23 protein-coding genes are annotated in these 26310 nt (G+C 70.2%); 7 read left to right on the forward strand and 16 right to left on the reverse strand.

Features of this window, described 5'->3' with window-relative positions:
- Positions 1-64 precede the first annotated feature (64 nt).
- Entirely contained in the window at positions 65-2176 is a 2112-nt protein-coding gene (locus Acy02nite_RS24985; protein WP_203744587.1) for an outer membrane protein assembly factor BamB family protein, read from the forward strand.
- Positions 2177-2270: 94 nt separating this feature from the next.
- Here the strand turns inward: Acy02nite_RS24985 and Acy02nite_RS24990 are convergent, their stop codons facing one another.
- Entirely contained in the window at positions 2271-3296 is a 1026-nt protein-coding gene (locus Acy02nite_RS24990; protein ID WP_203744589.1) for an AraC family transcriptional regulator, read from the reverse strand.
- A gap of 39 nt (positions 3297-3335) precedes the next feature.
- On the opposite strand from Acy02nite_RS24990, the gene Acy02nite_RS24995 reads away from it, so the two are divergent.
- Positions 3336-4067 (forward strand): SDR family oxidoreductase, encoded by a 732-nt coding sequence (locus Acy02nite_RS24995; RefSeq protein ID WP_203744591.1) that lies wholly within the window; start codon positions 3336-3338, stop codon positions 4065-4067.
- Positions 4068-4193: 126 nt separating this feature from the next.
- Here Acy02nite_RS24995 and Acy02nite_RS25000 read toward each other — a convergent pair whose 3' ends face one another.
- Positions 4194-4478 carry an MOSC N-terminal beta barrel domain-containing protein gene (locus Acy02nite_RS25000; RefSeq protein ID WP_203744592.1) on the reverse strand — a complete coding sequence of 95 codons (285 nt, stop codon included), beginning with the start codon at positions 4476-4478 and terminating at the stop codon, positions 4194-4196.
- 207 nt (positions 4479-4685) lie between these two features.
- Positions 4686-5186, reverse strand: coding sequence for a hypothetical protein (locus Acy02nite_RS25005; RefSeq protein ID WP_203744594.1), 501 nt, complete (start codon positions 5184-5186; stop codon positions 4686-4688).
- A 239-nt stretch (positions 5187-5425) separates the two neighbouring features.
- Between Acy02nite_RS25005 and Acy02nite_RS25010 the strand changes: the two genes are divergently transcribed.
- Both Acy02nite_RS25010 and Acy02nite_RS25015 read left to right on the forward strand, forming a co-directional pair.
- Entirely contained in the window at positions 5426-6325 is a 900-nt protein-coding gene (locus tag Acy02nite_RS25010; protein ID WP_203744596.1) for a S41 family peptidase, read from the forward strand.
- A gap of 251 nt (positions 6326-6576) precedes the next feature.
- On the forward strand, positions 6577-7311 hold the full coding sequence (locus Acy02nite_RS25015; RefSeq protein ID WP_203744598.1) for a hypothetical protein: 735 nt from the start codon (positions 6577-6579) through the stop codon (positions 7309-7311).
- Positions 7312-7445: 134 nt separating this feature from the next.
- On the opposite strand, the gene Acy02nite_RS25020 is transcribed toward Acy02nite_RS25015, so the two are convergent.
- On the reverse strand, positions 7446-8126 hold the full coding sequence (locus Acy02nite_RS25020) for a hypothetical protein (protein WP_203744600.1): 681 nt from the start codon (positions 8124-8126) through the stop codon (positions 7446-7448).
- A gap of 6 nt (positions 8127-8132) precedes the next feature.
- Here Acy02nite_RS25020 and Acy02nite_RS25025 point away from each other — a divergent pair, with 6 nt between their 5' ends.
- On the forward strand, positions 8133-8348 hold the full coding sequence (locus Acy02nite_RS25025; protein WP_239175176.1) for a hypothetical protein: 216 nt from the start codon (positions 8133-8135) through the stop codon (positions 8346-8348).
- Between the two features lie 12 nt (positions 8349-8360).
- Here the strand turns inward: Acy02nite_RS25025 and Acy02nite_RS25030 are convergent, their stop codons facing one another.
- Positions 8361-9167, reverse strand: coding sequence for an N-acyl homoserine lactonase family protein (locus tag Acy02nite_RS25030; RefSeq protein ID WP_203744602.1), 807 nt, complete (start codon positions 9165-9167; stop codon positions 8361-8363).
- A complete protein-coding gene (locus tag Acy02nite_RS25035; RefSeq protein ID WP_203744604.1) occupies positions 9167-10498 on the reverse strand; it encodes an MFS transporter in 1332 nt (443 codons plus the stop codon). Before Acy02nite_RS25035 ends, Acy02nite_RS25030 begins: the two co-directional genes overlap by 1 nt.
- 249 nt (positions 10499-10747) lie before the next feature.
- Between Acy02nite_RS25035 and Acy02nite_RS25040 the strand changes: the two genes are divergently transcribed.
- Positions 10748-12607, forward strand: coding sequence for an alpha/beta hydrolase family protein (locus Acy02nite_RS25040; RefSeq protein ID WP_203744606.1), 1860 nt, complete (start codon positions 10748-10750; stop codon positions 12605-12607).
- Between the two features lie 43 nt (positions 12608-12650).
- Here Acy02nite_RS25040 and Acy02nite_RS25045 read toward each other — a convergent pair whose 3' ends face one another.
- The 5 genes from Acy02nite_RS25045 to Acy02nite_RS25065 all read right to left on the reverse strand — a co-directional run bounded on the left by Acy02nite_RS25045 (position 12651) and on the right by Acy02nite_RS25065 (position 19430).
- The gene (locus tag Acy02nite_RS25045; RefSeq protein ID WP_203744608.1) at positions 12651-13664 is read right to left on the reverse strand and encodes a LacI family DNA-binding transcriptional regulator; all 1014 of its coding nucleotides are present in this window, start codon (positions 13662-13664) and stop codon (positions 12651-12653) included.
- Between the two features lie 108 nt (positions 13665-13772).
- Positions 13773-16328: an alpha-L-rhamnosidase gene (locus Acy02nite_RS25050; protein ID WP_239175177.1), complete on the reverse strand. Its 2556-nt coding sequence runs from the start codon at positions 16326-16328 to the stop codon at positions 13773-13775.
- A gap of 40 nt (positions 16329-16368) precedes the next feature.
- Positions 16369-17202 (reverse strand): carbohydrate ABC transporter permease, encoded by an 834-nt coding sequence (locus Acy02nite_RS25055; RefSeq protein WP_239175178.1) that lies wholly within the window; start codon positions 17200-17202, stop codon positions 16369-16371.
- Complete coding sequence (locus tag Acy02nite_RS25060; RefSeq protein ID WP_203744612.1) at positions 17199-18089, reverse strand: carbohydrate ABC transporter permease; 891 nt, start codon at positions 18087-18089, stop codon at positions 17199-17201. The genes Acy02nite_RS25055 and Acy02nite_RS25060 overlap by 4 nt, the downstream gene beginning before the upstream one ends.
- Positions 18090-18137: 48 nt before the next feature.
- A complete protein-coding gene (locus Acy02nite_RS25065; protein WP_239175179.1) occupies positions 18138-19430 on the reverse strand; it encodes an ABC transporter substrate-binding protein in 1293 nt (430 codons plus the stop codon).
- Between the two features lie 241 nt (positions 19431-19671).
- Here Acy02nite_RS25065 and Acy02nite_RS25070 point away from each other — a divergent pair, with 241 nt between their 5' ends.
- On the forward strand, positions 19672-20685 hold the full coding sequence (locus tag Acy02nite_RS25070) for a LacI family DNA-binding transcriptional regulator (RefSeq protein ID WP_203744616.1): 1014 nt from the start codon (positions 19672-19674) through the stop codon (positions 20683-20685).
- Positions 20686-20687: 2 nt separating this feature from the next.
- Here the strand turns inward: Acy02nite_RS25070 and Acy02nite_RS25075 are convergent, their stop codons facing one another.
- The 5 genes from Acy02nite_RS25075 to Acy02nite_RS25095 form a co-directional block, all read right to left on the reverse strand.
- A complete protein-coding gene (locus tag Acy02nite_RS25075) occupies positions 20688-22565 on the reverse strand; it encodes a pectate lyase-like domain-containing protein (RefSeq protein WP_239175180.1) in 1878 nt (625 codons plus the stop codon).
- A gap of 72 nt (positions 22566-22637) precedes the next feature.
- Positions 22638-23828 (reverse strand): cytochrome P450, encoded by a 1191-nt coding sequence (locus Acy02nite_RS25080; RefSeq protein WP_203744620.1) that lies wholly within the window; start codon positions 23826-23828, stop codon positions 22638-22640.
- A complete protein-coding gene (locus Acy02nite_RS25085; protein ID WP_307872293.1) occupies positions 23825-24769 on the reverse strand; it encodes a PDR/VanB family oxidoreductase in 945 nt (314 codons plus the stop codon). Before Acy02nite_RS25085 ends, Acy02nite_RS25080 begins: the two co-directional genes overlap by 4 nt.
- A 65-nt stretch (positions 24770-24834) precedes the next feature.
- Positions 24835-25614 (reverse strand): IclR family transcriptional regulator, encoded by a 780-nt coding sequence (locus Acy02nite_RS25090; protein ID WP_203744624.1) that lies wholly within the window; start codon positions 25612-25614, stop codon positions 24835-24837.
- A gap of 184 nt (positions 25615-25798) precedes the next feature.
- Positions 25799-26310 (reverse strand): phosphotransferase (locus Acy02nite_RS25095; RefSeq protein WP_203744626.1); only part of this gene is annotated, 512 nt, incomplete at its 5' end.

The raw sequence follows: 26310 nt of genomic DNA on the forward strand, positions 1-26310 counted from the left end.
GACGTGACCCATCCAGCGGATCCTCCGGTCCGCCTAGTGGTCCGTTGTCGAGAAAGGATCTGACGTGGCAATCGAGGTTCCCCGGCGCGACGTCCTCCGCGGAGTCGCCGTCACGGCCGCCGCGGCGACACTGACTCCGCTCCCCGCGACCGCCGCGCCCTCACCGGCACGGTCCTGCACGACACCGGGCGGCAAGGACTTCCCCAAGGTCGGCGGCAACTACGGCAACCAGAACTACTCGGCACTCGACGACATCCACCTCGGCACCGTCAGCCGGCTCGGTGCCGCCTGGGTCAACCGGATCGAGGGCGGCCTGACCACCGGCACCAACCAGAGCACCGCGGTCGTGGTCGATGGCGTGCTCTACATCGAGTCGGCGCTGGGCAACGTCTTCGCCGTCGACGGGCGCACCGGGCAGACCAAGTGGAAGTACACCCAGACGCGGGGCACGGTGACCAGGCGCGGCGTGGCCGTCGGCGAGGGCCGGGTCTTCACCCACGGCAAGGGCAACTGGATGATCGCGCTGGACCAGGCCACCGGCACGGTCGTCTGGGAGCGACAGATCACCGGGTACGGAACCATGGAGAAGGTCGCCATCACCTACCACGACGGCCTGCTGCACGTCGGAACCCACGACAGCGCCCGCGCCGCCGCACTGGCGCTGAGCGCCGCCGACGGCTCACTGGTCTGGAACTTCTGGGGCACGCCCGGCCCCGGCGAGCTCGGCAACGACACCTGGGCCGGCGAATCCTGGCAGGCCGGCGGAGCGACGCCGTGGATCCACCCGGCCCTCGACCCGGAACTCGGCCTGGTCTACTGGACCTTCGGCAACGCCCGCGGCAACAACTCGTCGCAGGACGGCTCCGGCCGTGCGGGCATGAACCTGTTCTCCAGCTCGATCGTCGCCCTCGACCTCACGACCGGACAGTACCGCTGGCACTTCCAATCCATCCACCACGGCATCTGGGACATGGACAACGTGATGGCGCCGGTCCTGGCCGACGTGCGGATCCACGGCCGGATGCGCAAGATCGTCGTGTACGGCAGCAAGTCCGGCATGTACTTCATCCTCGACCGCACCGACGGCTCCGCGCCGCTCGGCATCGACGAGGTGCCGGTGCCGCAGGAACCCCGGCAGAAGACCTGGCCGACCCAGCCGTTCCCGCGGCAGGGGCCGTGGACCGAGACCCGCGTGGTGGACCAGCCGCTCGGCACCTCGGTGCCCGGCGACCCGAACCGCGCGGTGCCCAACTACGTCCGAGGCGCGCTCTACGACCCGCACTGGGATGTCCCGGTGCTGTCCATTCCCGGCCACGGCGGCGGCGCCGATTGGAACCACCAGTCGTTCAGCCACTCCACCGGACTCGTCTACACCGGGTACGGCTACGTCGCCGCCGCGCACTCGCTCACCGAGGCCAGCAACGGGCTCCGCCCGCCGGGCGAGTACCAGACCGGCGGGGTCGTCGCCGTCGACCCGAGCACCAACAGGGTGCGCTGGAAGCGGCGCATGCCGTACTCGCTGGCACACGGCAACGGGGTGCTCAGCACGGCCGGTGATCTGATCTACATCGGTCAGCCGGACGGCAACCTGCTCGCCCTCGACGCGCACAACGGCCGGGAGAGGTGGCGCTTCCAGACCGGTGCCGCGATCAGCTCCAGTCCGATCATGTACGAGGTCGACGGTGTCCAGTACCTCGCGGTGTACGCGGGCGGCACCGGCATCCCCTACGGTGACTCGGCGCCGCGCGGAGACTTCCTCTGGGCCTTCAAACTCGGCGGCACGGTGCCACCCGCGCCCGCACCGCCGCCGCCGGTGATCCGCCGCCCGGTCTCCGGCCGCCCGGTGGAGGGCAGCGCGGTCAACAACACCGTGGTGCTGGCCCGCACCTACGACGCCGCCACCGGAACGATCGGCAGCACCGAGTCGACCGCCGTCAACGCCATGGCCCCGACCCACTTGCGGGTGCCGGTCGGTACCACGGTCACCTTCCTCAACCCGGCCGACAACGTCAACGTGCACGGCGCGACCCAGTTCTTCGAAGGACTGTTCGACATCCGCCTCCAGCCGGGAGAATCGTTCACCTACACCTTCAGGCGCCGCGGCGAATACTTCTTCAACGACAGCTTCAGCCCGCGACCGACCGGAAAGATCGAGGTCTACCAACCTGGGTCCTGACCGGCCCGCATGTGTCGCTTCCAGCAGAATGGACCGTTTCTGCGAGACACCCCTCGTGGGAGAGCCGCGGCGCCAGCGGTCGTCGCGGTCACCGTCAGGCTCGTGCGGTCGCCAACTCCTCATGAGTTCGCTGCTGGCTCGGGTCGGTCTTCATGGCGTGCTGTGCTGCGTTGCGGAACTGTTTGGGCGAGGAGCCGACCACGCGGCGGAACGCGGTGCTGAACGCGCTCTCGGATTCGTAGCCGGTTGCGAACGCGAGTTCGGAGATCGATCGTGTGCCGCGGCGCAGGGCATCGCGGGCGAGGCTCATTCGCCACTCGATCAGGTACTCCAGCGGCGGGGTTCCGACCTGGCTCTTGAAGGATGAGGCGAACGCCGATCGTGACATGCGGCTGATGGCGGCAAGTTCCTTGAGTGTCCAACGGTGGGCCACGTCTGCGTGCATGGCGCGCAGTGCGGCTCCGATACCGTCGTTGTTGAGCACTGCCAGCCAGCCGGTCGGCTGGTCGGCGTGGTCCGCGTGAGCGCGGAGCATGTGGACGAACAAGATCTGGGCGAGATGGTCCAGGACCAGGGAGCCGCCGACGGCGGTGGTCTCGACTTCGGCGACCAGCAGTTGGCTCAGGTGTGCCAGCAGCTTCCCGCGAGGATCCGCGGCATGGACGTGCACCAGTGGCGGCAGCACATCGATCAACATGGAGGCGTTGGTGTCGTCGAACGAGAAGTGCCCGCCACAGAGGTAGGTGTCCTCCTCGACCTCGGGCCCGATGTGCACAGCGCCGTTCGTGGCGTTGTCCCACAACGACGTCGCGGCGCGCGGCTCTTCGCCGAGTGCGCTGGCCAGCACGTACGGCGGCGGGTTGCCCAGCAGATAGAAGTCGCCTTCTCGCAGCAGCACAGGCTCGTGCCCTTGCAGGGCCAGCCAGCATTCGCCCCGCACGACGATGCCGAGTTTCACATGCGGGAACGGATCGAACCGTAGCGCCCACGCTCCCGCAGCGTGCAAACCGGGCTCCACCACGGCGCGGGGGCGTAGCAGTCCGATGGCGTCAGCGATCGGATCGCTGGATGCCAGCGGCGAGGACTCCCTGGACGATCTGTACAGAAATTCGGACGTCACGTTATGGAGCGTACAGCGCTTGGCCTGCAGCATGAGATCATGACCGCTACGAAGCAGACGGCGCTCGTCACAGGCGCCAACAAGGGGATCGGGTTCGAGACTGCACGCCAGCTCGCCCGGCAGGGTTTCACCGTCTGGTTGGCAAGTCGCGACCAGGAGCGCGGCGAAGCCGCCGTCAAGGACCTCGCCGGTGACGGCGACGTGCGGCTGGTCAGCCTCGACGTGACTGACACGGAAAGCGTCCGGGCCGCTGCCGCCCGCATCGGCGACGAGACCGGCGCCCTGGACGTGCTGGTCAACAACGCCGGAGCGGGATTCCCGGAGGGAGAAGGCCGTCCCAGTACGGTGCGCCTGGAGACGCTCCGGCGCTCACTGGACGTGAACTTCTACGGAGCGCTGCGCGTCACCCAGGCGTTCCTGCCGCTGGTACGGCAAGCACAGGCCGGCCGCATCGTGAACGTGAGCACCACCCTCGCGTCGATCACAACGGTCGTGTCTCCAGACAGTCCCTTCGAGCAGCTCCCGTTCTTCGCCTACCCCGCGTCGAAGACCCTCCTCAACGCGCTCACCGGATGGCTGGCCGTCGAACTCGAGAACACACCGATCAAGGTCAACTCGGTGTGCCCAGGGGCCAACGCCACCGACATGAACCCCGACCCTGCGGCGCAGCCCCCAGCTGAAGGCGCCAAGGTCGTCGTGCGCGCAGCCACGCTCGCGGCGGACGGGCCCACTGGCAGCTTCTTCGACGTGAACGGCCCTGTGGGCTGGTGACCGTCGGGCCGCAACGCGTCGGCGTCGCACGTACGCCGGCGCGTTGTTCCCGGTCCGGAAACTACGGCGGGCCTGCTTCGCCAGCGCGCCCACCGGCCATCCTGGGCTGAGCGTCCAGCACCTCGCTCAGGTCAGCTCGACGGTGTCCCCCACTCGCACACGTCCCGGTTGCGCGACCGTGGCCAGGGCGTCCAGCCGCATGTCATGTGCCCGGGCGACGGCTCGCAGGATCAGCGGGGAATGCGGCAGATCCTGCTGGGCCTCGTTGGTCATCACACACCGCTCCGCGTCGCGTACCGCGTAGAGCCGGTCACCGGCCAGACCCCGGAGATCCACGGCGGCCTCGTCCACCATCTCGCCGCCGGTGGACTTGACGGGATACCGCCAGATCCGCTCGACCGTCCCGACCACCGCCCCATGATCTCCCTCCCTTTCCTCAGCTCCGGACCACTCTTGCCGACACCGCAACCCATGACAACGAATCGCCGCCGGGCCCGCGGGGTTGCCGTGCTCGCCGGTATCGCGGCTGCGCTCCGCCTGCTCCCAGCCCTGACGGTTCACGACGACATGCCTCCCTCAGGAAGGTGAGGAATCGGCCGGCTGAGGACGCCTTCGGTGTCAGCGTGCGGGGCCCGTCCCGGCGATGGCGGCGAGGGCGGTGAGGTAGCGATCCGACATGAAGACCTTGGTGATCCGGCGAAGCTTGTAGCCGCGCGGCCGCTTGTGCCAGGTGGCATCCGGGCGAACTTCGTGCAGCCACAGCCACCGTTCGGTGACCTGGGCGACGACACCTATCCACGCCATCTGCGAGCGGAACCGTCTTTCCTGCTCGATGCCGAGCAGCGGCGAGATCGCGCTCATGCCCCTGAGCAGACCCGCTGTCGTGTCCAGGTCGAGACCTGGCGGGGCGGTGGGCGGCCACTCGGCCTGAGTCCGGGCGAAGCGCTCCTGGAACGAGGAGTCCTTCCTGACCTTCACCACGTCCTTGACGCGGATGGCGACCGAACCCTCGAAGAAGCCTCCATCACCGGTACGCGCGATCAAGGCCCACTGGGAGCCGACGGCGACCACGATGCCGTCGACTCGGTCGGCATTGCGCGGAGACCGCTTGATGCGCACGAGAGTTCGGGACTCGGCTGCACGACGGAGCCGGTCAGCCTTCCTCACCCCCGATGACGTCACGCCGCGGATCCTCGCACAGCAACGCCACGCCCATGGTCCAGTTGCCAACAAGACGCGGACGGCGGCAGATGAGCGCGCACCACCCACGGCGCTTCGGGAACCGCGTCAGCGATGGCTCTGCCGAGGGCAGAGTGGTGAACCGTGACGGGCGCCCAGGTGCCCTCTACCGTTTGACCATGGGGATTGGCGAGCAGACCGGGGTCACCGAATTCGTTCATCACCTGATCCGCTGGCTACACCGGCTCATGCCGCCAGGCCCACGTCTCGACCGGCTGGCGGCCGATCTGGAAACCGCCTTCGGCGACCGACCGGAACTGCTGACCGCAGCCGATTGCCGTGCCGTCGAAAGCCTCGCGCAGGTGCACACCAGGCACCTCGAACTGCACTTCGACGCAGGCGCCACGGCGGATCCGGACACCCGGTCGCGCGGCTGGCCCCCGGTCGGCCCGGAACAGGTACGAGACCGGGCGGCCGGGGTCCGCGAGGTGCGGCGCCTGGCGGACGGGACCTTCACGTTGACTCTCGACACCCTCGATCCGGTGGACTTCGCCGGCCCGTATCTCGAGGCTGCCTTCGCCCTTGCGCACGGTGCCAGGCGACTGGTGCTCGACCTTCGTGGCAACGGGGGCGGCGACCCGGGGACTCTTGCGCTGATCGCCGAGTGTCTTCTTGGCGACGACGCGCAGGCATTGTCCGAGGTGATCTATCGGGACCGGCGTCGCCAGTGGTGGACGCGCGCGCGCCCGGCCGGCTCGGCGGTGACCCAGGATCTGGCCGTGCTGGTGAGTTCGCGCACCTATTCGTCGGCGGAGGCGCTGGCCTACCACCTCCAGGCACGAGGCCGTGCCGTGATTGTCGGCGAGACCACCCGGGGCGCCGCCGACCACGTCACACCGGTGCAGTTGACCGGCCAGGTAGTGGGCCTGCTGCCGGAGGGCACCGTGATCGACGCCGTCACCGGCTCGAATTGGGAAGGATCGGGAGTGATCCCTGATATCGCGTGCACGGCGAAGGAAGCCTGGGAGGTGGCCCTGGCCCGATCAGTGTGTGATCGGTCGTCGACGAACGGCCGTTGACCTGGCGTCGGGCGCCGGCATGCCAGCCGTCGGAACAAGCTCGCTCAGCGGCAGATGAGGACGTCGCGTCGGCGCGGGTCCCGGCTGCCTATGGCCGTGGTGCTCGACGTCCACCGCCGGAAAGTACCGATCGCACAGCGCACGGACGGCAGCTGAGTGAGTTGCCGCCCAGCCCTCCCGAGCCATTTGGTGGCGCACCGGTGCCCGTAGAACTGGTTATGCGAGCGGCCTTCGCGACCTAGCCTGTCGCCATGATGATCAACATCCTCGAGTGGGTGGCCCGGCGGCGGGTGGCGGTGCTGGTCGTGTCGCTGTCGGTCGCGGTCCTGCTCCAGGTGCTTCGCCACACGGCAGGCGATGGCCACTCCCTGCGGCTCGATCTCGTGATCGGCGTCCTGCCGGTCCTTCCGTTGATCTTGTGCGCGGCCGTCGTCGGCCGCACCTTCCACCCGGCCAAGCTGATCGCACGGCCCGAAGTTCCCGCCCTCGACGTCCCGGCGAACCCGGCTGTCGTCCTCGGGTCCGCGGGTTACACCTTCTTCGCCGTGTTCCTCCTGGGTGCCACAACCCAGGGACTCGTCACGGGCCTGGACTTCGCGTTCGCGGCACCCGCCCTGGTCATCATCGGCGGGCAACTGGCCGCTTTCTGGTGGGCGGCACTGGGCCGGTACGGAGTGCGTCTCACCCCGGACGGGATCATCGACCGGCAGGTGTACGGGCGTCTCTTCGTACCGTGGGAAGCCCTGGCCACGGTAGAACCGGCATACCCCCGTGACGCCCACCGGGTGGTTCTGCGCGTCGAACGCCTCGACCTGGTACGCAAGCGCGGCTTCCGCGCTGGTGGCCGCACCCTGCTCCCGGCCGCAGGCGTGAGCGCCGCATTCCTGACCCACGCCATCAACCAGTACGCAAGCCATCCCGAATCCCGGCCGGCTATCGGCTCAGTGACAGCCCTGACCCACCTTCAGTCGACCTCCCAGCGCTGATCCGTTCCGCAGCCACCGGTTCATCCCGGGCGAACGAGCACAGAATCGGCCCGCAGAACGCGGATCGTATGCGGCAGAACCGGCCGAGCGTGATGCGTGAGCGCGGCACCGGCTGATCGTCGGCTCGGTGACCGTCAGGCGGTGGTGTCGTAGTCGATGTAGAGACCGTGCTTGATCGGGACTCCCAATTCGTCGAGGGCCGCGCCGAACGACTTGTCGTCCTCGGCATGGCCCGGCCGGGTCTGCTCCACCACGTCGCCGAAGGTCAGCTTCAAGCGACGGAACTTCAGCACGGTGGTGCGAAGGCTAGCGCGGTCGGTCCAGTGCTCGCCGTCGACCACGACTCCGGTCAGCGCCGAGACGGGGTAGCGGTCCTTGGTGCCGTCCGCCCGAGTCACAGCAATCTCGGAATGGCTCAGCCGGACCTTGACCACTTCTCGCCGTTTCCGGCGGTAATCGAGCCAGATCAGCACCGTCAGGATGGCGGGCACGCCCAGCAGAACGACGTCCAGGAGGACAAAGGTCAGGAACATGCCTCGAGACAGTTTCGACGAGAAACTCGTGAAGAACGAGGCGAGCAGGATCACGCCGGGCGCAGCAGACATGCCCATGGCGATCATGCCGATGATGATGCCTGAGGTGGGCGCGGCCGGGTCGGCGGACCACGTCGTCGCACGCTTCTCATCCACACCGGTCATTCTGCTGGACGGATCACGGGTTTCGGACTCCTCGAGGCCCCGATCCGGCGACCACGTCCGTTGCTCCGGCCGCCGGCAGCAAATCCGGATGCGGCCCAGCACCGTGTTCTCCACCATGGTGGCGTGCTGGAAGCGTGGGGAATCACCTTGACGCCGGAGATCGCGCGGCAGGTCAGGCGGTGGCGGGTCGAGGAGGAGTGCTCCTGGCGCGTGATCGCCGCACTCGCGGATCAGACGTGGGCTACCGATACGCGCGGCAACCAGCTGTTCGGCGAGGACCTGTGCAGGGAGAGCGCACTGGTGCTGGGCGAGGATCCGAACGACGATGCATGGAACTGACGGTGAGCGCGTTCAGGCGAGCCTGGTCACCCCGACCGGCAGGGAGGGCGCCTGCCCGATTCCCAGCCTGGTGGGCACCGATGTGTCGTGGCCGGGCACCACCGTGCCGCCCGCGGCGAGCTCACGGGCGCGGTCGAACGCGGCGTAGACATCCGGCATCGAATGCAGGATCGGGCCCGGACGGTCAGTCTCGGCATTCTCGAAGAAGTGCAGCGCGTCGGAGGCGAGCACAAGCGGCCCGGATGCCGTCCGAACCGCGACGATCTGCATTCCCGCCGTGTGGCCGCCGACCAGATGTGCCGACACGCCGGGCGCGACCTCGTGGTCCCCGGAGAGGGCGACCGCCCGGCCGGTGTCCAGCAGCGCCGCGACGTGCCCGAGATCGTCGCGGTCGCTCAGCCACGCTTCACGAGTGTTCCGCTTCGCCGCGGGTCCGGCCCAGTAGGCCAGTTCCGCCGCTTGGACGAACACCCGCGCGCGGGGCAACGATCGGACGCCGCCCGCGTGGTCGTAGTGCAGATGGGTCAGTACGACGGTGTCGACGCCGGCCGCAGCGATCCCGCTGCCGGCCAGCAGGGCGGGCACCGACGTCCGGAACGACCAGCCGGTCAGCGGCGGATCGGCGGCCGGGTCCATTCCGGTGTCGACCAGGATCGTCCGATCGGCGGAGAGCACCAGCCAGGCGTAGTACGCGATGTCGTGCCGTTCGCCGCTCGCGGCGTCCCAGCCGAGGAAGTGCTCACCACGGACGCCGGCCCGGCACCCGTACTGCAGCGCGTACACGGTCGACACTCCCGGGGTCGCGCCGCGGACCAGCATCAGGCGGCCACGTTCGCGGCGTCGTCGCGCGGCTCGGAGGACCCGCCGAGCCGCGCGGTCGGCACCCGGAAGGTTTCTCGCGCGGTACTGACCGCGACGATGCTCACCAGGCAGAGCAAGGCGGTGATCACCGCGGCGCCCAGCCACGCGTCACGGGTGGAGCCGACCACCCAGCCGATGATCGAGGGGACGAACCCGGCGATCGCGAATCCGATCTGGGTGCCCAGCGCGGTGCCCGTCAGCCGTACCCGGGCCGGGAACATCTCGCCGTAGAAGGCCGGCCAGACGGCGCTGGTCATGGTGTAGACGACGCCGAAGAACAGGACACCGACAATGCCGATCAGCACATAGCTTCGCGTGCTGATCGACCACAGATAGGCGAAGGTCATCACCGCGCTGCCGATCGACCCGGCGATGAACTGCCGCTTGCGCCCGGTCCGGTCCGACAGACGGCCCCACAACGGGATGGCGGCCATCGCGACCAGGTTGGCCAGCACGCCCACCCACAGCATCGGCGTCCTGTCGAGGCCGAGCGTGTTGACCGCGTAGGACAGCGCCCAGACGGTGAAGATCGTGCTGGGCGTGGCGATCAGCGCGGCGAACACGACCCGCGCCACGGCCCGCCAGTGGTGCCGGAACAGTTCCGCGAGCGGCACCCGGGCGACGTCGTCGCGCTCGGCTCCGCGGACGAACACCGGGGTCTCCTGCAGCGAACGACGGATCAGCACCGCGACGACCGCGACGACCGCGCTGATCCAGAACGGCACCCGCCAGCCCCAGGTGAGCAGGGAGTGTTCCGGCAGAGCGGCCACCGGGATGAAGACCATCGTGGCGATCGCCTGGCCGCCCTGGGTGCCCATGAGGGTGAAGCTGCTGAAGTAGGCCCGCTGACCGTCCGGAGCATGTTCGAGCGTCGCGGAGTTGGCGCTGGCCTGCTCGCCACCGGCGAAGAAGCCCTGCAGCAGCCGGAGCAGCACCAGCAGGATCGGCGCGGCGATCCCGATCACGGCATACGACGGCAGGCAGCCGATGAGGAACGTCGTGATGCCCATGGCCACGACGGTGAGGAGCAGGACCCGCCGACGGCCGTGCCGGTCACCGACATGGCCGAGGACGATCGCGCCCAGCGGGCGCGCCGCATAGCCGACACCGAAGGTTGCCAGTGACACGAGGGTGCCGACGGCCCGATCGCCCTCGGGGAAGAAGACCCGGCCGAAGACCAGCGCCGCGGCTGTCCCGTACAGGAAGAAGTCGTAGTACTCCAAGGCACTGCCGACCCACGCCGAGCGGGCCGCCAGAGCGGCGTTCGCCCGGCCGCTCGAAGTCAGCACGATCAGCCTCCCCGGACCGGAATGTACTAACAGGTGAGTACGTGCCGAACAGCCTGCAATGTCGCCGGGCCGCTGTCAACGCCGGACGGGTCTCGACTGTGGTCCACCAGACGGACCTCCGGTACCGCGCTTCGATCCACCATCCAGATAAACTCCTCGTTTCGCAACGCGCAAGCACCGACTTGACGTATTGAGCGCCATCAGTCGGCCCGGATGTACCGCACAGCGGATCGCCGCTACGGTCGCGCCATGACCAACATCGACCGACGTCGCTTGCTCCAGGGCACCGCCGCGCTGGCCGCGGGCGCCGCGCTGACACCGCTCGCCGCCCCGGCGCACGCCGCACCCGCTCCCGACCGGGCGAAGCCTCTCGACGGCCGTCCCTATCCCGCATACGACTACTCACGGGCCAACAAGCTGCCGCGGGAGATGACCGGCTACTGGACCAAGTCGTTCGAGGTCGGCGGCACCACCCGGACCGCGAAGGTATACATCTCGGCCGAAACACCCATCCGTTCCTACTTCACGGTGGTCGCGGTGCCCGACGGTGCCGACACCGCCGAGTTCCTCCAGGCATCGGGCTGGCGTGCCGCGGCCGACCAGCGGCAGGAGGCCCTGTTCGTCCTGGAACCGGGCCCGTCGGGCTGGGCCGGGGCCGAGCCGGAAGCCGCCTATGTGACGGCGGCGCTCGGCTTCTACCAGGCCAACAACTACTTCTCGATCTTCGGCGAGAGCTACCTCGTCGGGTACGGCGCAGGCGCACCGGTCCTGGAGGCGTGGGCGGTCGCGAACCCGCTCAAGGTCATCGCTCAGGCGTACGTGGACTCCCCCGGCCTGGACGCCGCCTACCTCGCCTCGTACGCGTCGCGTCAGTACGACGGCCGGACGGCCTACACCCCGGTCGAGTTCCCCGCCGGATTCCGGCTCGTCCGCTACGCCGAGACAGTGCTGCCGACCTGGTACATCAGCCCGGACACACGCCGGTTCACGGCCAGCCTGGCGTACTGGAAACGCTCCAACGACACCGTCCCGTCAGGCCGTCACGATCGGGTGCTCGGCACCGTCTACCGGCAGCGCCCCGGCTCGGGCCGGTGGATGACCTCCCACGCCGGGCCCATCTCCCGGGTCGCCGTCCGGTCACATCGCGCCACCACCGGCCAGATCATCGCGTTCCTCACCGGCTACACCCGCTACGAAAACTCCTTCGCCTACGGCAACCAGCTCTACGAACGGGCCGACTTCCGGCGACTCGGCATCGAGGTCCACACCATGCGGGTAGCCGGATTCGTCCGCGAATACCTCGTCCATCGGCCCCGATCCGCCCGCCGCAAAGCGCCTGTCGTGTTCGTCTGGCCCGGCGACAGCCAGACCGGCAAGGTCTTCGTCGACGCCACCCAGTGGTGGAAGGTCGCCGATCGCGAGGGCATCGTCCTCGTCATCGTCGGCGAGCAGTACAGTCGCACCTCCGTGGTGGTCAGTCACCGTGACTCACTGGCCTTCTTCCGTCAGTTGCGGGACACCGTCACCGTCCGCTACGACGTCGACCCGGCCCGTTTCTACTCCACCGGCCAGTCCGCCGGCAGTGGTGTCACGCAGAACCTCGCCATCGCGTTCCCCGAGTACTTCGCCGCGGTCGCGTCCAGTTCCTTCCCGGCCGCGCCGAGTGCGGCCGGAACCGTCGTCCTCGACGGCGTCACCTACCCGGCCGGCCGGCAGAAGATCCCGAACTACATGATCTACGGGTACGGCGACATCCAGGGCTTCGTCGGCACGCTGTGGGACGACACGCAGAACCAGATGGACAGCTGGGCGCAGTATCACCTCGGTGTGGACGGGCTGACCCTCGCCGACGTGGACACCGTCGCCGGCCGGCGCAGCGGATTCCACCACCGATTCCAGAGCTGGACCTGGCACGACAGGACCGCCCGCGTCCCGATTCTCAAACTCACCAGGAACCTCTACCGATCCCACAACACCACCGCCGAGGAACCGCCTCTGCTCTGGGACTTCCTCAAGCACTACAGCCGTGAGACAGCCGCCGACGGCACCGTCACGCGTTACTACAGCCCTTCGGCCTTCAGCCGCCCCGGCGACCGGCGCCGCATCTGACTCCGCAGGCAACGCCTGCCCCCGGAAACCGGCCACCGACTGTTCAGCGCTGTCTGACCCGGGTGGCGCTGGACTCGCGGACGACCAGCTCGGGTTCGAAGACCACGTCGCGCGGGGTGCGGCCCGCCGCGCTCATCTCCTCGAGGACCAGCCGGACCGCCGCCTGCCCGATCTCGGCCGCGGCCTGGTGGACGCTGGTCAGCTCGACCGCGCACGCGGCACTGGCCAGGTCGGTGTCGTCGAAGCCGACGACGGCGAGGTCCTCGGGCACGCGCAGGCCGTCCCGAGTGACCGCCTGGATCACTCCGGTCGCGATCAGGTCGTTGGCGCAGAACACGGCGGTCGGCCGCTCGGCCGCCGGGAGTGCCGTGAGCCGCGCGCCGGCGGCGAGGCCGTCGCCGATGCCGTCGCTGTCGACGCCGATCCAGGTGAGGTGGGCGCCCCCGGCCGTGGTGACGTGACCGGCGCCCTGGTAGCGCTCGTCGTGGCGCCAGCCGACGAAGGCGAGGTGCCGGTGGCCGCTGTCGAGCAGGTGCCGGGCGGCGAGTTCCCCGCCCAGAGTGTCGTCGCTGCGCACCGAGCTGCGCCGGCGGCTGGGCACTTCGCGGCCGAGCACGACGATCGGGGTGCCGCGTTCCTCGATGGTGGCGAATCGTGGGTGGTCGACGTCGTTGGGCGTGATGATCAGCCCGTCGAGCCGGCGTTCGGCGAGGTGGCGCAGCAGGCGGTCCTCACGGTCGTGCCGGCCCAGGCCCGTGTCGAACAGGGCGAGGTCGGCGCCGGCCTCGGTCGCGGCCTGTTCGGCGCCGGTGGCGACGTCGGCGAAGAACGGGTTGCCGAAGTCGAGCACGACCAGGCCGATGGTGCGGCTGCGGCCGTTGCGCAGGGCGCGGGCTGCCGCGTTCGGCACGTAGCCGACCTCGGCCATAGCCCGCATGACGCGGTCCCTGGTCTCGGCGTTGACCAGGTGCGGCCGGTTGAGCGTGTTGCTCACCGTGCCGTCGGAGACGCCGGCCACGCGAGCCACATCCCGGATCGTCGCGCGTGCCACTGCCATCTCCTGGTCCTAGCCGCCACCCGGTACGGCGGCTCCCGACGGTCGAGCCTACGGGAGCCGCCCGCGTGAGGGCCCGATGGTCGAACCTGCGGGAGCCGCCGGGCCGGCTCAGAAGTGCTCGCGCGGCGGCAACGGCCGGATCGGGTCGTCCCCGGCCGGGCGGAACGGCACCGCGAAGGTGTGCTCCCCGCTGCCGACGGTCACCGACGTCTGCCCGGGCAATGCCACGTCCGCGTCGCAGCCGGGTGGGACGGTCACCTCGACGTGCAGGGTCGCGCCTTCGCGCCGCCAGGTCACCGAGGCTTTGCCGTACGGCGTGAGGTGCCACGCCGAGGCCCGGGTCAGGCCCCCACCCGGTTGCGGCGCGATCCGCAGTGACCGGTATCCGGCCGCGGCCGGCGCCAGCCCGGCGACGGTGCGGTGCAGCCAGTCGGCGACCGCGCCGAGCGCGTAGTGGTTGAACGAGGTCATGTCGCCGGGGTTGATCGTGCCGTCGGGCAGCATGCTGTCCCAGCGTTCCCAGATCGTGGTGGCGCCCATGGTGACCGGGTACAGCCAGGACGGGCAGTCCGTGGACAGCAGCAGCCGGTACGCCTCCTCGAGGTGACCGGTGGCGGTGAGCGCGTCCAGGATCAGGGGTGTGCCCGCGAATCCGGTGCCGATCCGGAACTCGGCTTCGCGCACGAGCTGGGCGAGCCGTTCGCCGGCGTGGGCCCGTTGCCCGGGCAGCAGCAGGTCGAAGCAGAGGGCGAGGGCGTACGCGGTCTGGGTGTCGGAGGCGCACCGGCCGGACGCGGTGACGAACTCCCGGCGGAAGCCGGCCGTGACCCGGTGTGCCAGCTCGGTGTGGACTGTCGCGTCGTCGGTCTTGCCGATCAGGGTCGCCTGCCGGGCCAGCAGCCGCGCGGAGTGCGCGAGGTAGGCGGTCGCGACCAGGTACGGGTCGGTGCGCGCCTGCTGGGGGCGGTCCGGCGGGGCGGCCGGGTCGAGCCAGTCGCCCAGTTGCAGGCCGTGGGAGATGACGTCGCGGTCGTCGAGCAGCCGGCGGCAGCCCTCGACCCAGGCGCGGGCGGTCTCGTATCCGCCGGTAACCGGCCTGGTGTCGCCGGAGCGGTCGTGGAGCACCAGCGGTACGACGGTGGTGACGTCCCCCCAGACCGCGCAGTGGAACTGCGGGAACGTGGTCGGGATGTGCGGGACGTAGAGCGGGACCAGGCCGTCGTCGCCGGTTTCGGCGGCCACGTCGGCGAGCCAGTCGGTGAGCCCGCCGGTGACGTCGTAGAGGAAGGCCGCGGTGGGGGCGAAGACCTGCAGGTCGCCGGTCCAGCCGAGGCGTTCGTCGCGTTGCGGGCAGTCGGTGGGCACGGAGACGAAGTTGCCGCGCATGCTCCAGCGGACGTTGTCGTGCAGGCGTTGCAGCAGCGGGTCGGAGCAGGTGAACCCGCCGGCCGGGGTGAGGTCGTCGTGGCAGACGACGGCGGCCACGCGGGCCGGGTCGAGGTCGCCGGGCCAGCCGGTGATCTCGGCGTACCGGAAGCCGTGATAGGTGAATCGTGGTTCCCACGTGGATGTGCCGGTGCCGTCGAGGATGTAGACGTCGTTGGCGGCGGCGGTGCGGATCGGGCGGGTGCACAACCGGCCGTTCTCCAGCACTTCGGCGTGGCGCAGGCCGATCCGGGTGCCGGCCGGTCCGTCGACGGTGAGGCGCAGGCGCCCGGCCAGGTTCTGCCCGAAGTCGAGTAGGTGCGTGTCGTCGTCGACGCGGGTCACGGTGACCGGGGCGAGCGTCTCGATGCGGCGTACCGGCGGGCCGGCGGGTGCGATCAGCTCGGCTGTCGCCGGTGGCAGCACCCGGACCGGTTGCCGGCCGGCCGGGGTCACCCGGGCGTCGTGGTGTTCGCCGTCGTAGATGCTGGACCGCAGGATCGGGCCGTGGGCCCACGTCCACGAGCCGTCGGTGACGACGCGCTCGGTCGTGCCGTCGCCGTAGTGCAGTTCGAGCTGGGCGAGCAGTCCGGTGTCGGCGCCGTAGCGTTCGCCGATCCGGTTCCAGCCGTACTCGCCGCGCCACCAGCCGTCGGCGAGCCAGCCGGTGATCGTGTTGGGGCCCGGCCGGAGCAGGCCGGTGACGTCGTAGGTCTGGTAGTGCAGCCGGTGGTGGTAGCTGGTCCAGCCGGGTGCGAGCGCGTCGTCACCGGCGCGGGCACCGTTGAGCTCCAGTTCGTAGAGGCCGTGCGCGGTGGCGTAGACCCGGGCGCGCAGCAGGCCGTCGCGGACGGTGAAGTCGCGGCGCAGCAGCACGGGCCGGCGGTCGCCCGGGGTGTCGTCGGTGGCGCCGACGAACGCCGCAGTCCACTCCCCCGCGTCCAGCAGGCCGGTCTCGACGGTGGCCGGTTCGCTCCACGCGCTGGGCTCCGCGTCGCCCTCGCCCCACACCCGGACGCGGACCTCGGCGCGTTCGCGGGAGGTCAGCGCGGGTCCGGGCCAGGGCACCAGGACGCTGTCGGCCGAGGTGACCGGGCCGCTGGTCCAGGCGCCGATCCCGATCTCGTACGCGGTCTGGCGCCACCCGGGCCGCTCGGTCGTGACCTGCCAGGACAGGCGGGGGGTGCGCTCGCCGATGCCCAGCGGGCGGGTGTGGTGCTCGAAGCGGGGTGCGCTCACTGTCGTACGCGCAAGCTGAGTGTGATCGTGGTTCAAGGTTCTAGCCCTTTACCGCGCCGGCCGCGAGGCCGCGCATGACGCGCTGGTTGAGGAAGAGGTAGATGGCCAGGATGAGCAGCACGTTGATGCAGATCGCGGCGAAGGTGGGGCCGTATTCGACGACGCCGAACTGCCCGGTGAAGTTGAGCAGGCCGACCTGCACGGTGCGCTGCGCGTCGTCGGTGGTGAAGGTCAGCGCGATGAGCAGGTCGTTCCAGAGGAAGAAGAACTGGACCAGGGCGATGGTCAGCACCGAGTTGCGCATCATCGGGAAGGCGACCGAGACGAACGAGCGGATGATGCTCGCGCCGTCCATGGTGGCGGCCTCGAAGACCTCCCGCGGGACGGCCCGGAAGTAGGTGGCCATCATGAACACGGTCAGGGGCAGGCCGGTCGCGGTGTAGGTGATGATCAGCGGCCAGAGCGTGCCGGTCAGGTGCAGGTTGAAGTAGACGGTGAACAGCGGCAGCAGGATCATCTGGCCGGGGATCATGATGCCGGCCAGGAACAGCAGCAGCGTGGTCTGCCGGCCCCGCCACACCAGGATCTCCAGCGCGAAGCCGGCGGCGGTGCCGAACACGACGATGATCGCCAGCGCCGGCAGCACGGTGAGCAGCGAGTTCTGCAGGTAGGTGGCGACCGACGACCAGGCCTGGGAGTAGTTGGCGAAGTTCGTGAAGCTGTGCGGCAGCGCGGTGGTCGAGCCGTTGAGGAACTCGTCCTGGGTCTTGAAGGACCCCAGGAACAACCAGATCAGCGGGTACGCGACCACGAGCAGCAACAGCGCCACGACGGCGTGACCGGGCAGACGGCGCAGCGTGCGGGTGAGTTTCACGATTGCTCCTGTCCTGCGTCGCGGCGGGTCGCGCGGAAGATGAGGACGGTGACCAGCAGGCACAGCACGGTCAGCGTGAGTGCGATCGTCGAGCCGTATCCGTAGTCGCCGTAGGCGAACGAGGTCTGGTACATGTACAGCGTCAGCGGGGTGGTCGCGCTGCCCGGCCCGCCGCCGGTCAGGGCGTAGATCGAGTCGAACGCCTTGAGCGTGCCGTTGATGCTGAACACCAGCGAGGAGACCAGCACCGGCAGGGACAGCGGCACGATGATGCTGCGGATCAGCCGCCAGGTGGTGGCGCCGTCGAGCGCGGCGGCCTCCATCAGGTCGTCCGGGATGTCGAGCAGCCCGGCGTAGAGCAGGACCGCGTAGAAGCCCATCGAGCGCCAGATGTCCATCAGCGCGACGACCAGGAACGCGTGCCCGGGGGTGGCGAACCAGTCGACGCCGGTGCCGCCGAACGCCTCGATCAGCGCGTTGACCGGCCCGGTCTGCGGGGCGAACTCGAAGAACTTCTGGAACAGCAGCGCGACCGCGACGGTCGGCAGGATGACCGGGAAGAAGATGAGCGTACGCACGACGGACCCGGCCCGGCGCAGGAAGAACACGTAGAGCAGTGCCAGCAGGTAGCCCATCAGGACCTGACCGGCGGTGATCACCACGGCGTACTTGACGGTGAACCACAGCGAGCTCGGCAGGGCCGGATCGTCGAAGAGCTTGGTGAAGTTGTCGAGCCCGGTGAACGTGAATCCGGAGATCACGCTGCCGGTGTAGAACGTGTAGCCCAGCGACCACAGCATCGGCACCAGCATGACCAGGGAATAGACCAGCAGCGCCGGTCCGAGCAGAAGGGCGACCGATTTCCGGTCACCGAGAACGCTGTGCACGCTTGTCCTTTCTTCCCAGGGAGCCGGCCGATGCCGGCTCCCTGGCGATCAGCCGAGGTTCGAGGTGACCGTCTGCATGAACTTCTCGCCGGTCAGCTGACCGCCGGCGAGCTGGCCACCGCTGTTCTGGCTGACCGTGGTGGCCTTGGCGGAGAAGTACGCCTCGAACCACAGGACGCTGGTCTGTACGCCCGCGATCTCGTCCTGGATCTGCTTGGTGAGCGCCGGGACCTGCACGCCGGCGTCGGCCGCGAAGCCGGTGATCTGGGAGGAGTCGCGCAGCGCGACGGTGCCGTAGTTGGCGACGATGCACTTGACCCAGGCCTGGGTCTTCGGGTCCTTCTCGTACGACTTCTTGGCGATCGCGACGGCGGTGCCGACGTTGGCCGGCATCTGGTCGGCGGTGCCGCTGCCTCCGGCGACCGTGGGGAACTTCAGGAAGCCGACGTTGTCCGCCCCGATCTTGTTCTTGCCCGGGTCGTTGAAGTCCGACAGTGCCCAGGAGCCCATGTAGATGAAGGCGGCCTTGCCGGTCTCGAACGTGTTCAGCGCGGTGGCGTAGTCGATCGAGGTGGGCGACTTGCCGAAGTAGCCCTTGCGGCCGAGGTCGGCGATCGCGTCGGCGGCCGCCACATACTGCGGGTCGGTGAGCTTGGCGGAGCCGTCGGCGACCTTCTTCAGCGCGTCGGGGCCCTGGCTGCGCAGCAGGTAGTTGCCGACCCAGCGGGTCACGCCCCAGCCGTCGCCGCCCTTGCCGGCCTGGGAGATCGGCTGGACACCGGCGGCCTGCAGCTTCGCGAACGCGGCGACCAGGTCGTCCCAGGTGGCCGGCACGGTGATGCCGTTGTCGGCGAGCAGCTTCTTGTTGTACCAGATGCCTTCGATGTTGAGCTCGGTCGGCAGGACCAGCTGCTTGTCGTCGTACAGGCTCTTGATCACCGAGGTGGCGGCGGGCTGCACGCCCTGCGAGACGCTCGCGGCGTCGAGCACCGAGCCGTTGCCGGCCAGTTGCTTGGTCAGCGACGGCGCGTTGGCGGCGGTGAACAGCTGCGGCAGCGCGCCCTGGCCGCCGAGCAGCTGCAGCTGCTGGTCGAGGCTGGCCTGCGCCTGCTTCTTGATCTCCAGGGGCTGCGCGGTGTTCTCGGTGGCGCACTCCTTCTGGCTCAGCGAGGTCAGGGTCTTGGCGATGGTGGTGTTCTCGTTGATGGCCAGGAACGAGAAGTTCTTGGCCGCCGAGTCGCCGGACGAGGAGTCGTCGCCACCGCACGCGGCGGTGGTCAGGGCGAGCGCGGTGGCGGCGCCGAGCGCCACCAGGGTCTTGGGCCGGAACAGGGATGCCACAGGTCCTCCTACATGACCGCGGTGAAGTTTCGTTGAAGCGTCTAAAGAGTCAGCGCGCCGGTCCTGGACGTCAAGAACCTCACATGAACGGGTTCCGTTGATCCACATGAAACATGCACGTTACCTGGAGCAACAGCGTTTATAACGATTCAATAACCGGAGGTCGGGCACTGCGATCGCGGCGGCCTCTCCTGCACCCGGGGGTACCAGGAATTGAAGCGTCTCGCGTACGCTGCCGACCATGGCCACGATCGAGGACGTCGCCGCCCGCGCCGGGGTGTCGATCGGCACCGTCAGCAACGTGCTCAACCGGCCCCAGGCCGTCGCGCCCGCCACCCGCGCCCGGGTCCAAGCCGCCATCACCGCGCTCGGTTACGTGCCGCACGCCGCCGCGCGCGCCCTGGTCGCCGGGCGCAGCCGCACTATCGGCCTGATCGTGCCGGAGGTGACCAACCCGTTCTTCGCCGACCTCGCCCGCGGCGCCGAGGAGGTCGCCGACGACCGCGACCTCACCGTCATGCTCTACAACAGCAACAAAGCCCCCGGCCGCGAGCTGCGCTTCCTCGGCCAGTTGGAGAGCCAGCGGGTGCAGGGAATCCTGCTCACCCCGGTCAACCAGGTCGCCGAGGCGCTGAGCGACGTGGTGGCCCGGGGCACCCCGGTGGTGCTGCTCGACCGCGGATCCGGGCACCGCAACCTGTGCTCCGTGGCCGTCGACGACCGGGTCGGCGGTGAGCTGGCCGCCACCCACCTGGTCGAGCGGGGACACCGGCACCTCGCTTTCGTCGGCGGCCCGTTCACCGTGCACCAGGTCGCCGAACGGCTCGCCGGCGCCCGCTCGGTGACCGACGCCGCCGGCGCGCGGCTGGAGGTGATCGAGACGACCGGGCTGACCGTCGCCGCCGCCCGCGCCGCCGCGACCGGCCTCGCCCGCCGGCCCGCCGCCGACCGGCCCACCGCGGTGTTCTGCGCCAACGACCTGCTCGCCCTCGGCGTCCTGCAGACCGTCACCCGCGAACGGCTGCGGGTCCCCGGCGACCTGGCGATCGTCGGCTACGACGACATCGCCTTCGCGGCCGCCGCGGCGGTCCCGCTCACCTCGGTGCGCCAGCCCCGGCAGCAGCTGGGCCGCGTCGCCGCCCAGCTGCTGTTCGAGGAGATCGACGACCCCGGCCGGCACGGTCACCGGCAGGTCGTCTTCCAGCCCGAGCTCATCGCCCGCGCCTCCACCAGGGTGACCGCGCCTGCCAGCTGAGATCAGCTGGGAAAGGACGCCAGCCGGGCGGATGCGGCGAACCCGGGCACGACCTGGTTCGGCCGGGCCGCGTCCACCGCGGCGCCGCTGTCGCCGACGACGTGCCGGATCCCGCCCCCGAGGGCGATGACCGCGGTGGTCATCGACGTGAGCCGCACGCTGCCACGCGTGGGCGCCTCGATGGCGGTCCAGGCGTGCACCGGCGCGCCGGCGAAAGTCGAGTCGGTGAACAGCGTGTAGATCGCCGTGCCGGTGACCGCGTGGGTCGTCACGCCCGGCGTGACCTTGTACGACGCGTAGCCTTCCCTGACGCCGTCCATCCACGCGGCCTGGTTCGGCGGGTCGTACGGGAACTCGCTCTGGTAGAAGACCGTCCGGCCGCGCTCACCGTTCCAGACGACCTGGTTCTTCTGGTGGTGCTCGGCGAACAGGCCGAGGGCGGTCACCTCCGCGCCGTTGACGACCAGCCCGGTGTCGCTGGTGTTGCTCGTCCAGCCCACGCCGGCGCCGTGATCGGCGCGCCACAGCCAGGTGTCGTCGAGGACGACCCTGCTCTGGTCGATCCGCAGCGCGATCGTGGCGGAGCCGGGCCGGGCGCCGCCGACGCGGACGAACAGGTCGCTGAGGGTCGTCGGGTCGGTGGCGTCGCCGATGGCGGTGGCGTTGCCGGTGCCGACCCTGACCAGGACGGTGCCGCCGATGCCGGCGTCGACGACGAGACCCGCGACGACGACGCCCTTGACGTCGCCGACCTCGATCGCGGACTGCCCGCCGGCCGGCGCCAGGGTCGCGTAGCCCATCCCCATGACCACGGTGCCGGCCCTGGTCACCCGGATCGGCTCGCTGAGCCGGTAGACGCCCGGCGTCAGGATGAGGTGCTTGCCGGCCGCCAGCGCCGTGTTGATCGTCGCCGCGGTGTCGGTGCCGGGCTTCGCGATGTGGAACCGGGAGATCGGGATGCTGGTGCCGGCGGTGCTGCCGGTCGCCCAGTTCACCCCGGAGGCATTGATGCGGGCTTTCGGTACGAAGACCGAGTAGTTGTCGCCGCGCGAGGTGAGGAACGGAGCGGGCCGGGACACCGGGGTGGCGGCCAGGGTGGTGATGCCGCGGCCGGTGAGATCGCCGGCCGGCGCGCCCCGCACGCCGGAGAAGACCAGGTTGGCCGATCCGCCGCTCCAGCCGCCGATCTGGCTGTCCCGCACGTAGTACTGCGCCTGGCCCGGCCCGGTGTCACCGCCGCTGTGGACAGTTCCGCTGACGCGGCTGTCGGCGATCTCCGCGCCGAACAGCGTGGCCCCGTAGGCGCCGTTGAGGTCCAGGTCGCCCTGGATGTCGACCCGGCGCAGCGACGAGGCCTGCGAGGTGGCCCAGCGCATGGTGTGCGCGGCGGCGACACCCTCCGGCCGGGCCCGCTGGGCGTCCGCTCCGACCGGCCGCTGGATCGGGTTGATCGAGAGATTGGCCAGCGAACGGTAGAAGTTGGTGAGCCCGTCGGAGGACCCGTCGGCGTTCTGGCGCGGCTCGGAGTGCAGCGCGCCGTTGATCCGCACGTCGGCGGGCGAGGAGCCCAGCCCGGCGATCGAGGTGTAGTAGCCGACTTCGCTGTTGACGATGCCGGTGGCGGTCGACGGGGTGTTCTGGCCGGCGGCGCTGCCGTACACGCCGGGCTTGAAGTAGACCGCGTGGCGGCCGGTGCCGAACTCGGGCTCCGCCGAGATGCTCTGCAGGTACGCGTTGATGTCGGCGACCGGCACGCTGGGATCGAAGATCTTGACGTTAGGGCCGAAGTCGGGCGTGGTCCCGGCTCTTGCAGCCGGGGCCGGACCGGCGAAGGCGCCAGCCGCGATCATGGCCACGAAGGCGCCGCTCAAGATGATCATTTGGCGCCGGATACGTGTTGGCATGGAGTCTCCTCGGATGTGCGCCACGACTGGGCGCTTATGAAACGGTTCTCACTTCCGGTGCAACCGGACCGGGATGCTGCGCCAGGCGCGCAGCGTGTTGTTGTGGTGGCGGGCGACCGGCCCGGCCGGCTCGATCCGGGACACGCGACGGGCCAGGGCAGTCAGCAGGGACTCCGCCTCCAGCCGGGCGATGTGCTGGCCCACGCACTGGTGGAGGCCCATGCCGAAACCGACGTGGCCGGACGGGTCACGGCCCAGGTCGAAGCGATCCGGGTCGTCCCAGCGGCGGGGGTCACGATTGGCGGCGCCCAGGAACATCAGGATCTTCGCGCCGTCCGGGATGACGGTCTCCCCCACCGTGACGTCGGTGGTGGCGGTGCGGAAGAACGTCTGCACCGGCGACTCCCACCGCACCGCCTCGTCGAACGCGACCCGGGCCAGCGACGGCTGCGCGCACAGCCGCTCCCACTGCCGCGGGTTGGTCGCGAGGGCGTAGAGGACGGCGGACAACCCGTGCACGGTGGTGTCCACGCCGGCCGACAGCAGCGATCTCACCACCAGCGGAGCCTGGTCAGGGGTCAGGTCACCGCGGTCGGCGGCGGCCCAGATCGCGGCGCCGAACCCATCGGCGGTGAGCACCTCCCGGGCGCACCGCGCGTCCACCCAGGCGGACAGACCGGCGATCCGCCCGGCGCCCGCGGCCACCAGGTCGTTGGGCGGGCCGAACGCGTTGAACAGGTGGTCGCCGTAGGGCAGCAGGTTCTCGCGGCCGTCCGCCGGGATGCCCACCGCGTCCGGGAAGACCCGCAGCGGGAAAGCCTCGGCCAGCGCCGGCACCGCGTCGACGACACCCCCGTCGTCGTCGAGCACCCGGTCGACCAGGTCGGCGGCGTCGGCCGCCCACCGCTCGCGCAGCCGGTGCAGCGCACGCGGGCCGATGATCGCCGACAGGACGCGGCGTGGGGCGTCATGCCGGGGCGGGTCGGCTTCCAGCAGCAGGCTCGGCGGCCGCCACGGCTTCTCGTGGCGGAAGTTGCTCAGCCCCACCCCGGCGGCGGACTGGAATCGCTGCCAGTCGGTGAGTGCGGCGTGCACGTGCTCGTAGCGAGCCAGGGCGTACGTGTCGTAGCGGCTCAGCCGGACCACCGGGCCGGCCGCACGCAGGCTCTCGTGCAGCGGGCCGGGGTCCTCGAGGTTGTCGTGGCCGAACGGGTCGGCGTGCGAGACGGGCGCTGTCACAGGTCCACCACCAGACGGTCGGAGCGGGCTCGGGAGACGCAGGCGAACATGCGGGTGCCGGCGGCGCGCTCGGCGTCGTCGAGGACGCTGTCGCGATGCTCCGGCTCGCCCGCGAGGACGGTGATCTCACAGGTGCCGCAGACACCCTGACGGCAGGACGACAGCACGCCGGCGCCGGCCGCGGTGACCACGTCCAGGACGGACGAGTGGGCTGGCACGGTCAGCACGGTCCCCGACCGGGCGAGCTCGATCTCGAACGGCGCACCGCGGGCGAGCCCGGCCGCCGCGGACGCGACGAACCGCTCGGTCCGCAGCGTGTGCGGTGGCAGACCGGCGCAGGCCCGCTCGACGGCGGCCAGCAGCGGGGCCGGGCCGCAGCAGTAGACCCGGGTGCCGGGCCGCCACCTCGCGAGGAAGCCGGGCAGGTCCAGCAGCCCGTGCCGGTCCTCCGGCCGCAGGTGCACGCGGTCGCCGTACCCCAGAAGATCGTGGCCGAAGGCGAGACTCGCCTCGCGCCTGCCGCCGTAGAGCAGCTGCCAGTCCGCGCCGAGCAGCTCGGCCTGCGCGATCATCGGCAGCAGCGGGGTGATGCCGATGCCACCGGCGATGAACAGATACCGGCCGGCGGGCACGAGCGGGAAGTTGTTGCGCGGCCCGCCGAGCCCGACCACCCCACCGACAGCCAGGACATCATGGACGTACGCGGATCCGCCGCGGCCGCCGCGCTCCCGCAGCACCGCGATGCGGTAGGAGTGGGCGTCCCACCGATCGCCGCACAGCGAATACTGCCGCGTCAGCCCGCCGGGAAGGATCACATCGATGTGGGCGCCGGGCGTCCAGTCGGGCAGCCGCGCCCCGCCCGGGTCGGCCAGGGTCAGCGCCACCACGTCGTCGGCAACCGGCTCCTTGCCGGTGACCCGCAGGGTTCGTGTTTCCGCCACGTGAACCTCCTGTGACATGAGGCCGCCAGAATGCGACCCCGGTCACAGCGGAAACAGCGTCCTTCTCACTGAACGAGAGACGAACTTCCCCCCACCCGCCGGGCGATCCCCCGCGCCGCCGCCTGCAACGCCGGCACCAGCGACGACGCCCGCCCGTCCGACGGCACGATCACCGACAGCCCGGCCACCACGGGCGCCGCCGGGTCCGGCCCCGACCGCACCGGCACGGCCACCCCGGTGGCGTCGGCATGGATGTGACCGTCACAGACCACGTGACCCTGCCTGCGGATCCCGGCCAGCAGCGCCCGCAGCCGCGCCGGGCTGGTCACCGTCGCCGGCGTGTAGGCGCTCAACGGACCGGTGATCACCCGCTCCTGCAGCTCACGCGGCGCCCAGGCGAGCAGGACCAGCCCGGTCGACGACGCGTGCACCGGCAGCCGCCCGGCGATCCGGGTCACGTTGACCACCGCGTCACGGGCCGACAACCGCTCGACGAACAACACCTCACCGGCGTCCAGGACACCCAGCTGCACGTGGTGACCGATGACAGCGTGCAGATCCTCCAGGAACGGCATGGCGGCCTCCCGCAGCCCCAGCGTCGGAGAGGCCCGCTGTGCCAGCTCCCACAACCGCACCCCGATCCGCACCCGGCCGGCCGGCGTACGAGCCAGCAGTCCCAGCCCCACCATGGCCGCGATCAGCCGCGACGCGGTCGCCACATGCAACCCGGCCCGGCGGCCGACCTCCGACACCGACAGCTCCGGCTCCTCCGGCGTGAAAGCCTGCAGGATCCGGGCAGCACGGGCCAGCACCGGTTCACCGCGGGGGCGCTGCTCGGACCGCATCGCGCCATCCTCACATCCCGCGACCGGCATCCCTGCGCCGCCCGGCGCCGCCGGACCGTTCGCGACGAGGGTTGTGGTCCCGCCAGCGGCGCGGCGCCCGCTTCCAGCTGGTTCTCATGGGCGTTATTCGTGCCTCATAACGCCCATGAGAACCAGCTCGGAGCTCGCGCCCGCGAGCAGCCGGCTACTCGATCATCACGCGGCGGATCATGGTGCGGTTCCGGGCGATCCACGAGGCGCTTCGCGCTCGCCAGGTGATGCCCCACAGGACGGGATAACCGTTGCCGGCAATCGCCGCGGTGCTGTCGATGGTCACGCCCGCGGCGACCGCCTCGTGACGTGCGTTGTGGATCGCGACGTCGGCAAGCCGATCGACCAGCTCGTCGCGCGCGGCTCGGGCCAGGCCGTACCCGTCGGCGATCGCTCGCGCGTGACGAGCCCTGGCATGCGGATCGGGCAGGCCCTGCAACTCGGCGACGTCATCGTCGACGAGCTGCGCGTTCAGCCACACCGTCACGGCGAGTTCCCACAACCGGTCCACCGGCCCGGCGAACTCCCAGTCGATGAACGCGTCGGGCCGCCCGTGTTCGCCGACGATGTTCCACGGGCCCGGATCGCAGTGCCCGATCACGATGTCGTCGCCACCGAGGTCACGCAGCCAGTTCGCCTGCCACACGGCATCGGCGGGGGGGGGGG

This window comes from Actinoplanes cyaneus (assembly GCF_016862095.1).
Classification (GTDB): Bacteria; Actinomycetota; Actinomycetes; order Mycobacteriales; family Micromonosporaceae; genus Actinoplanes; species Actinoplanes cyaneus.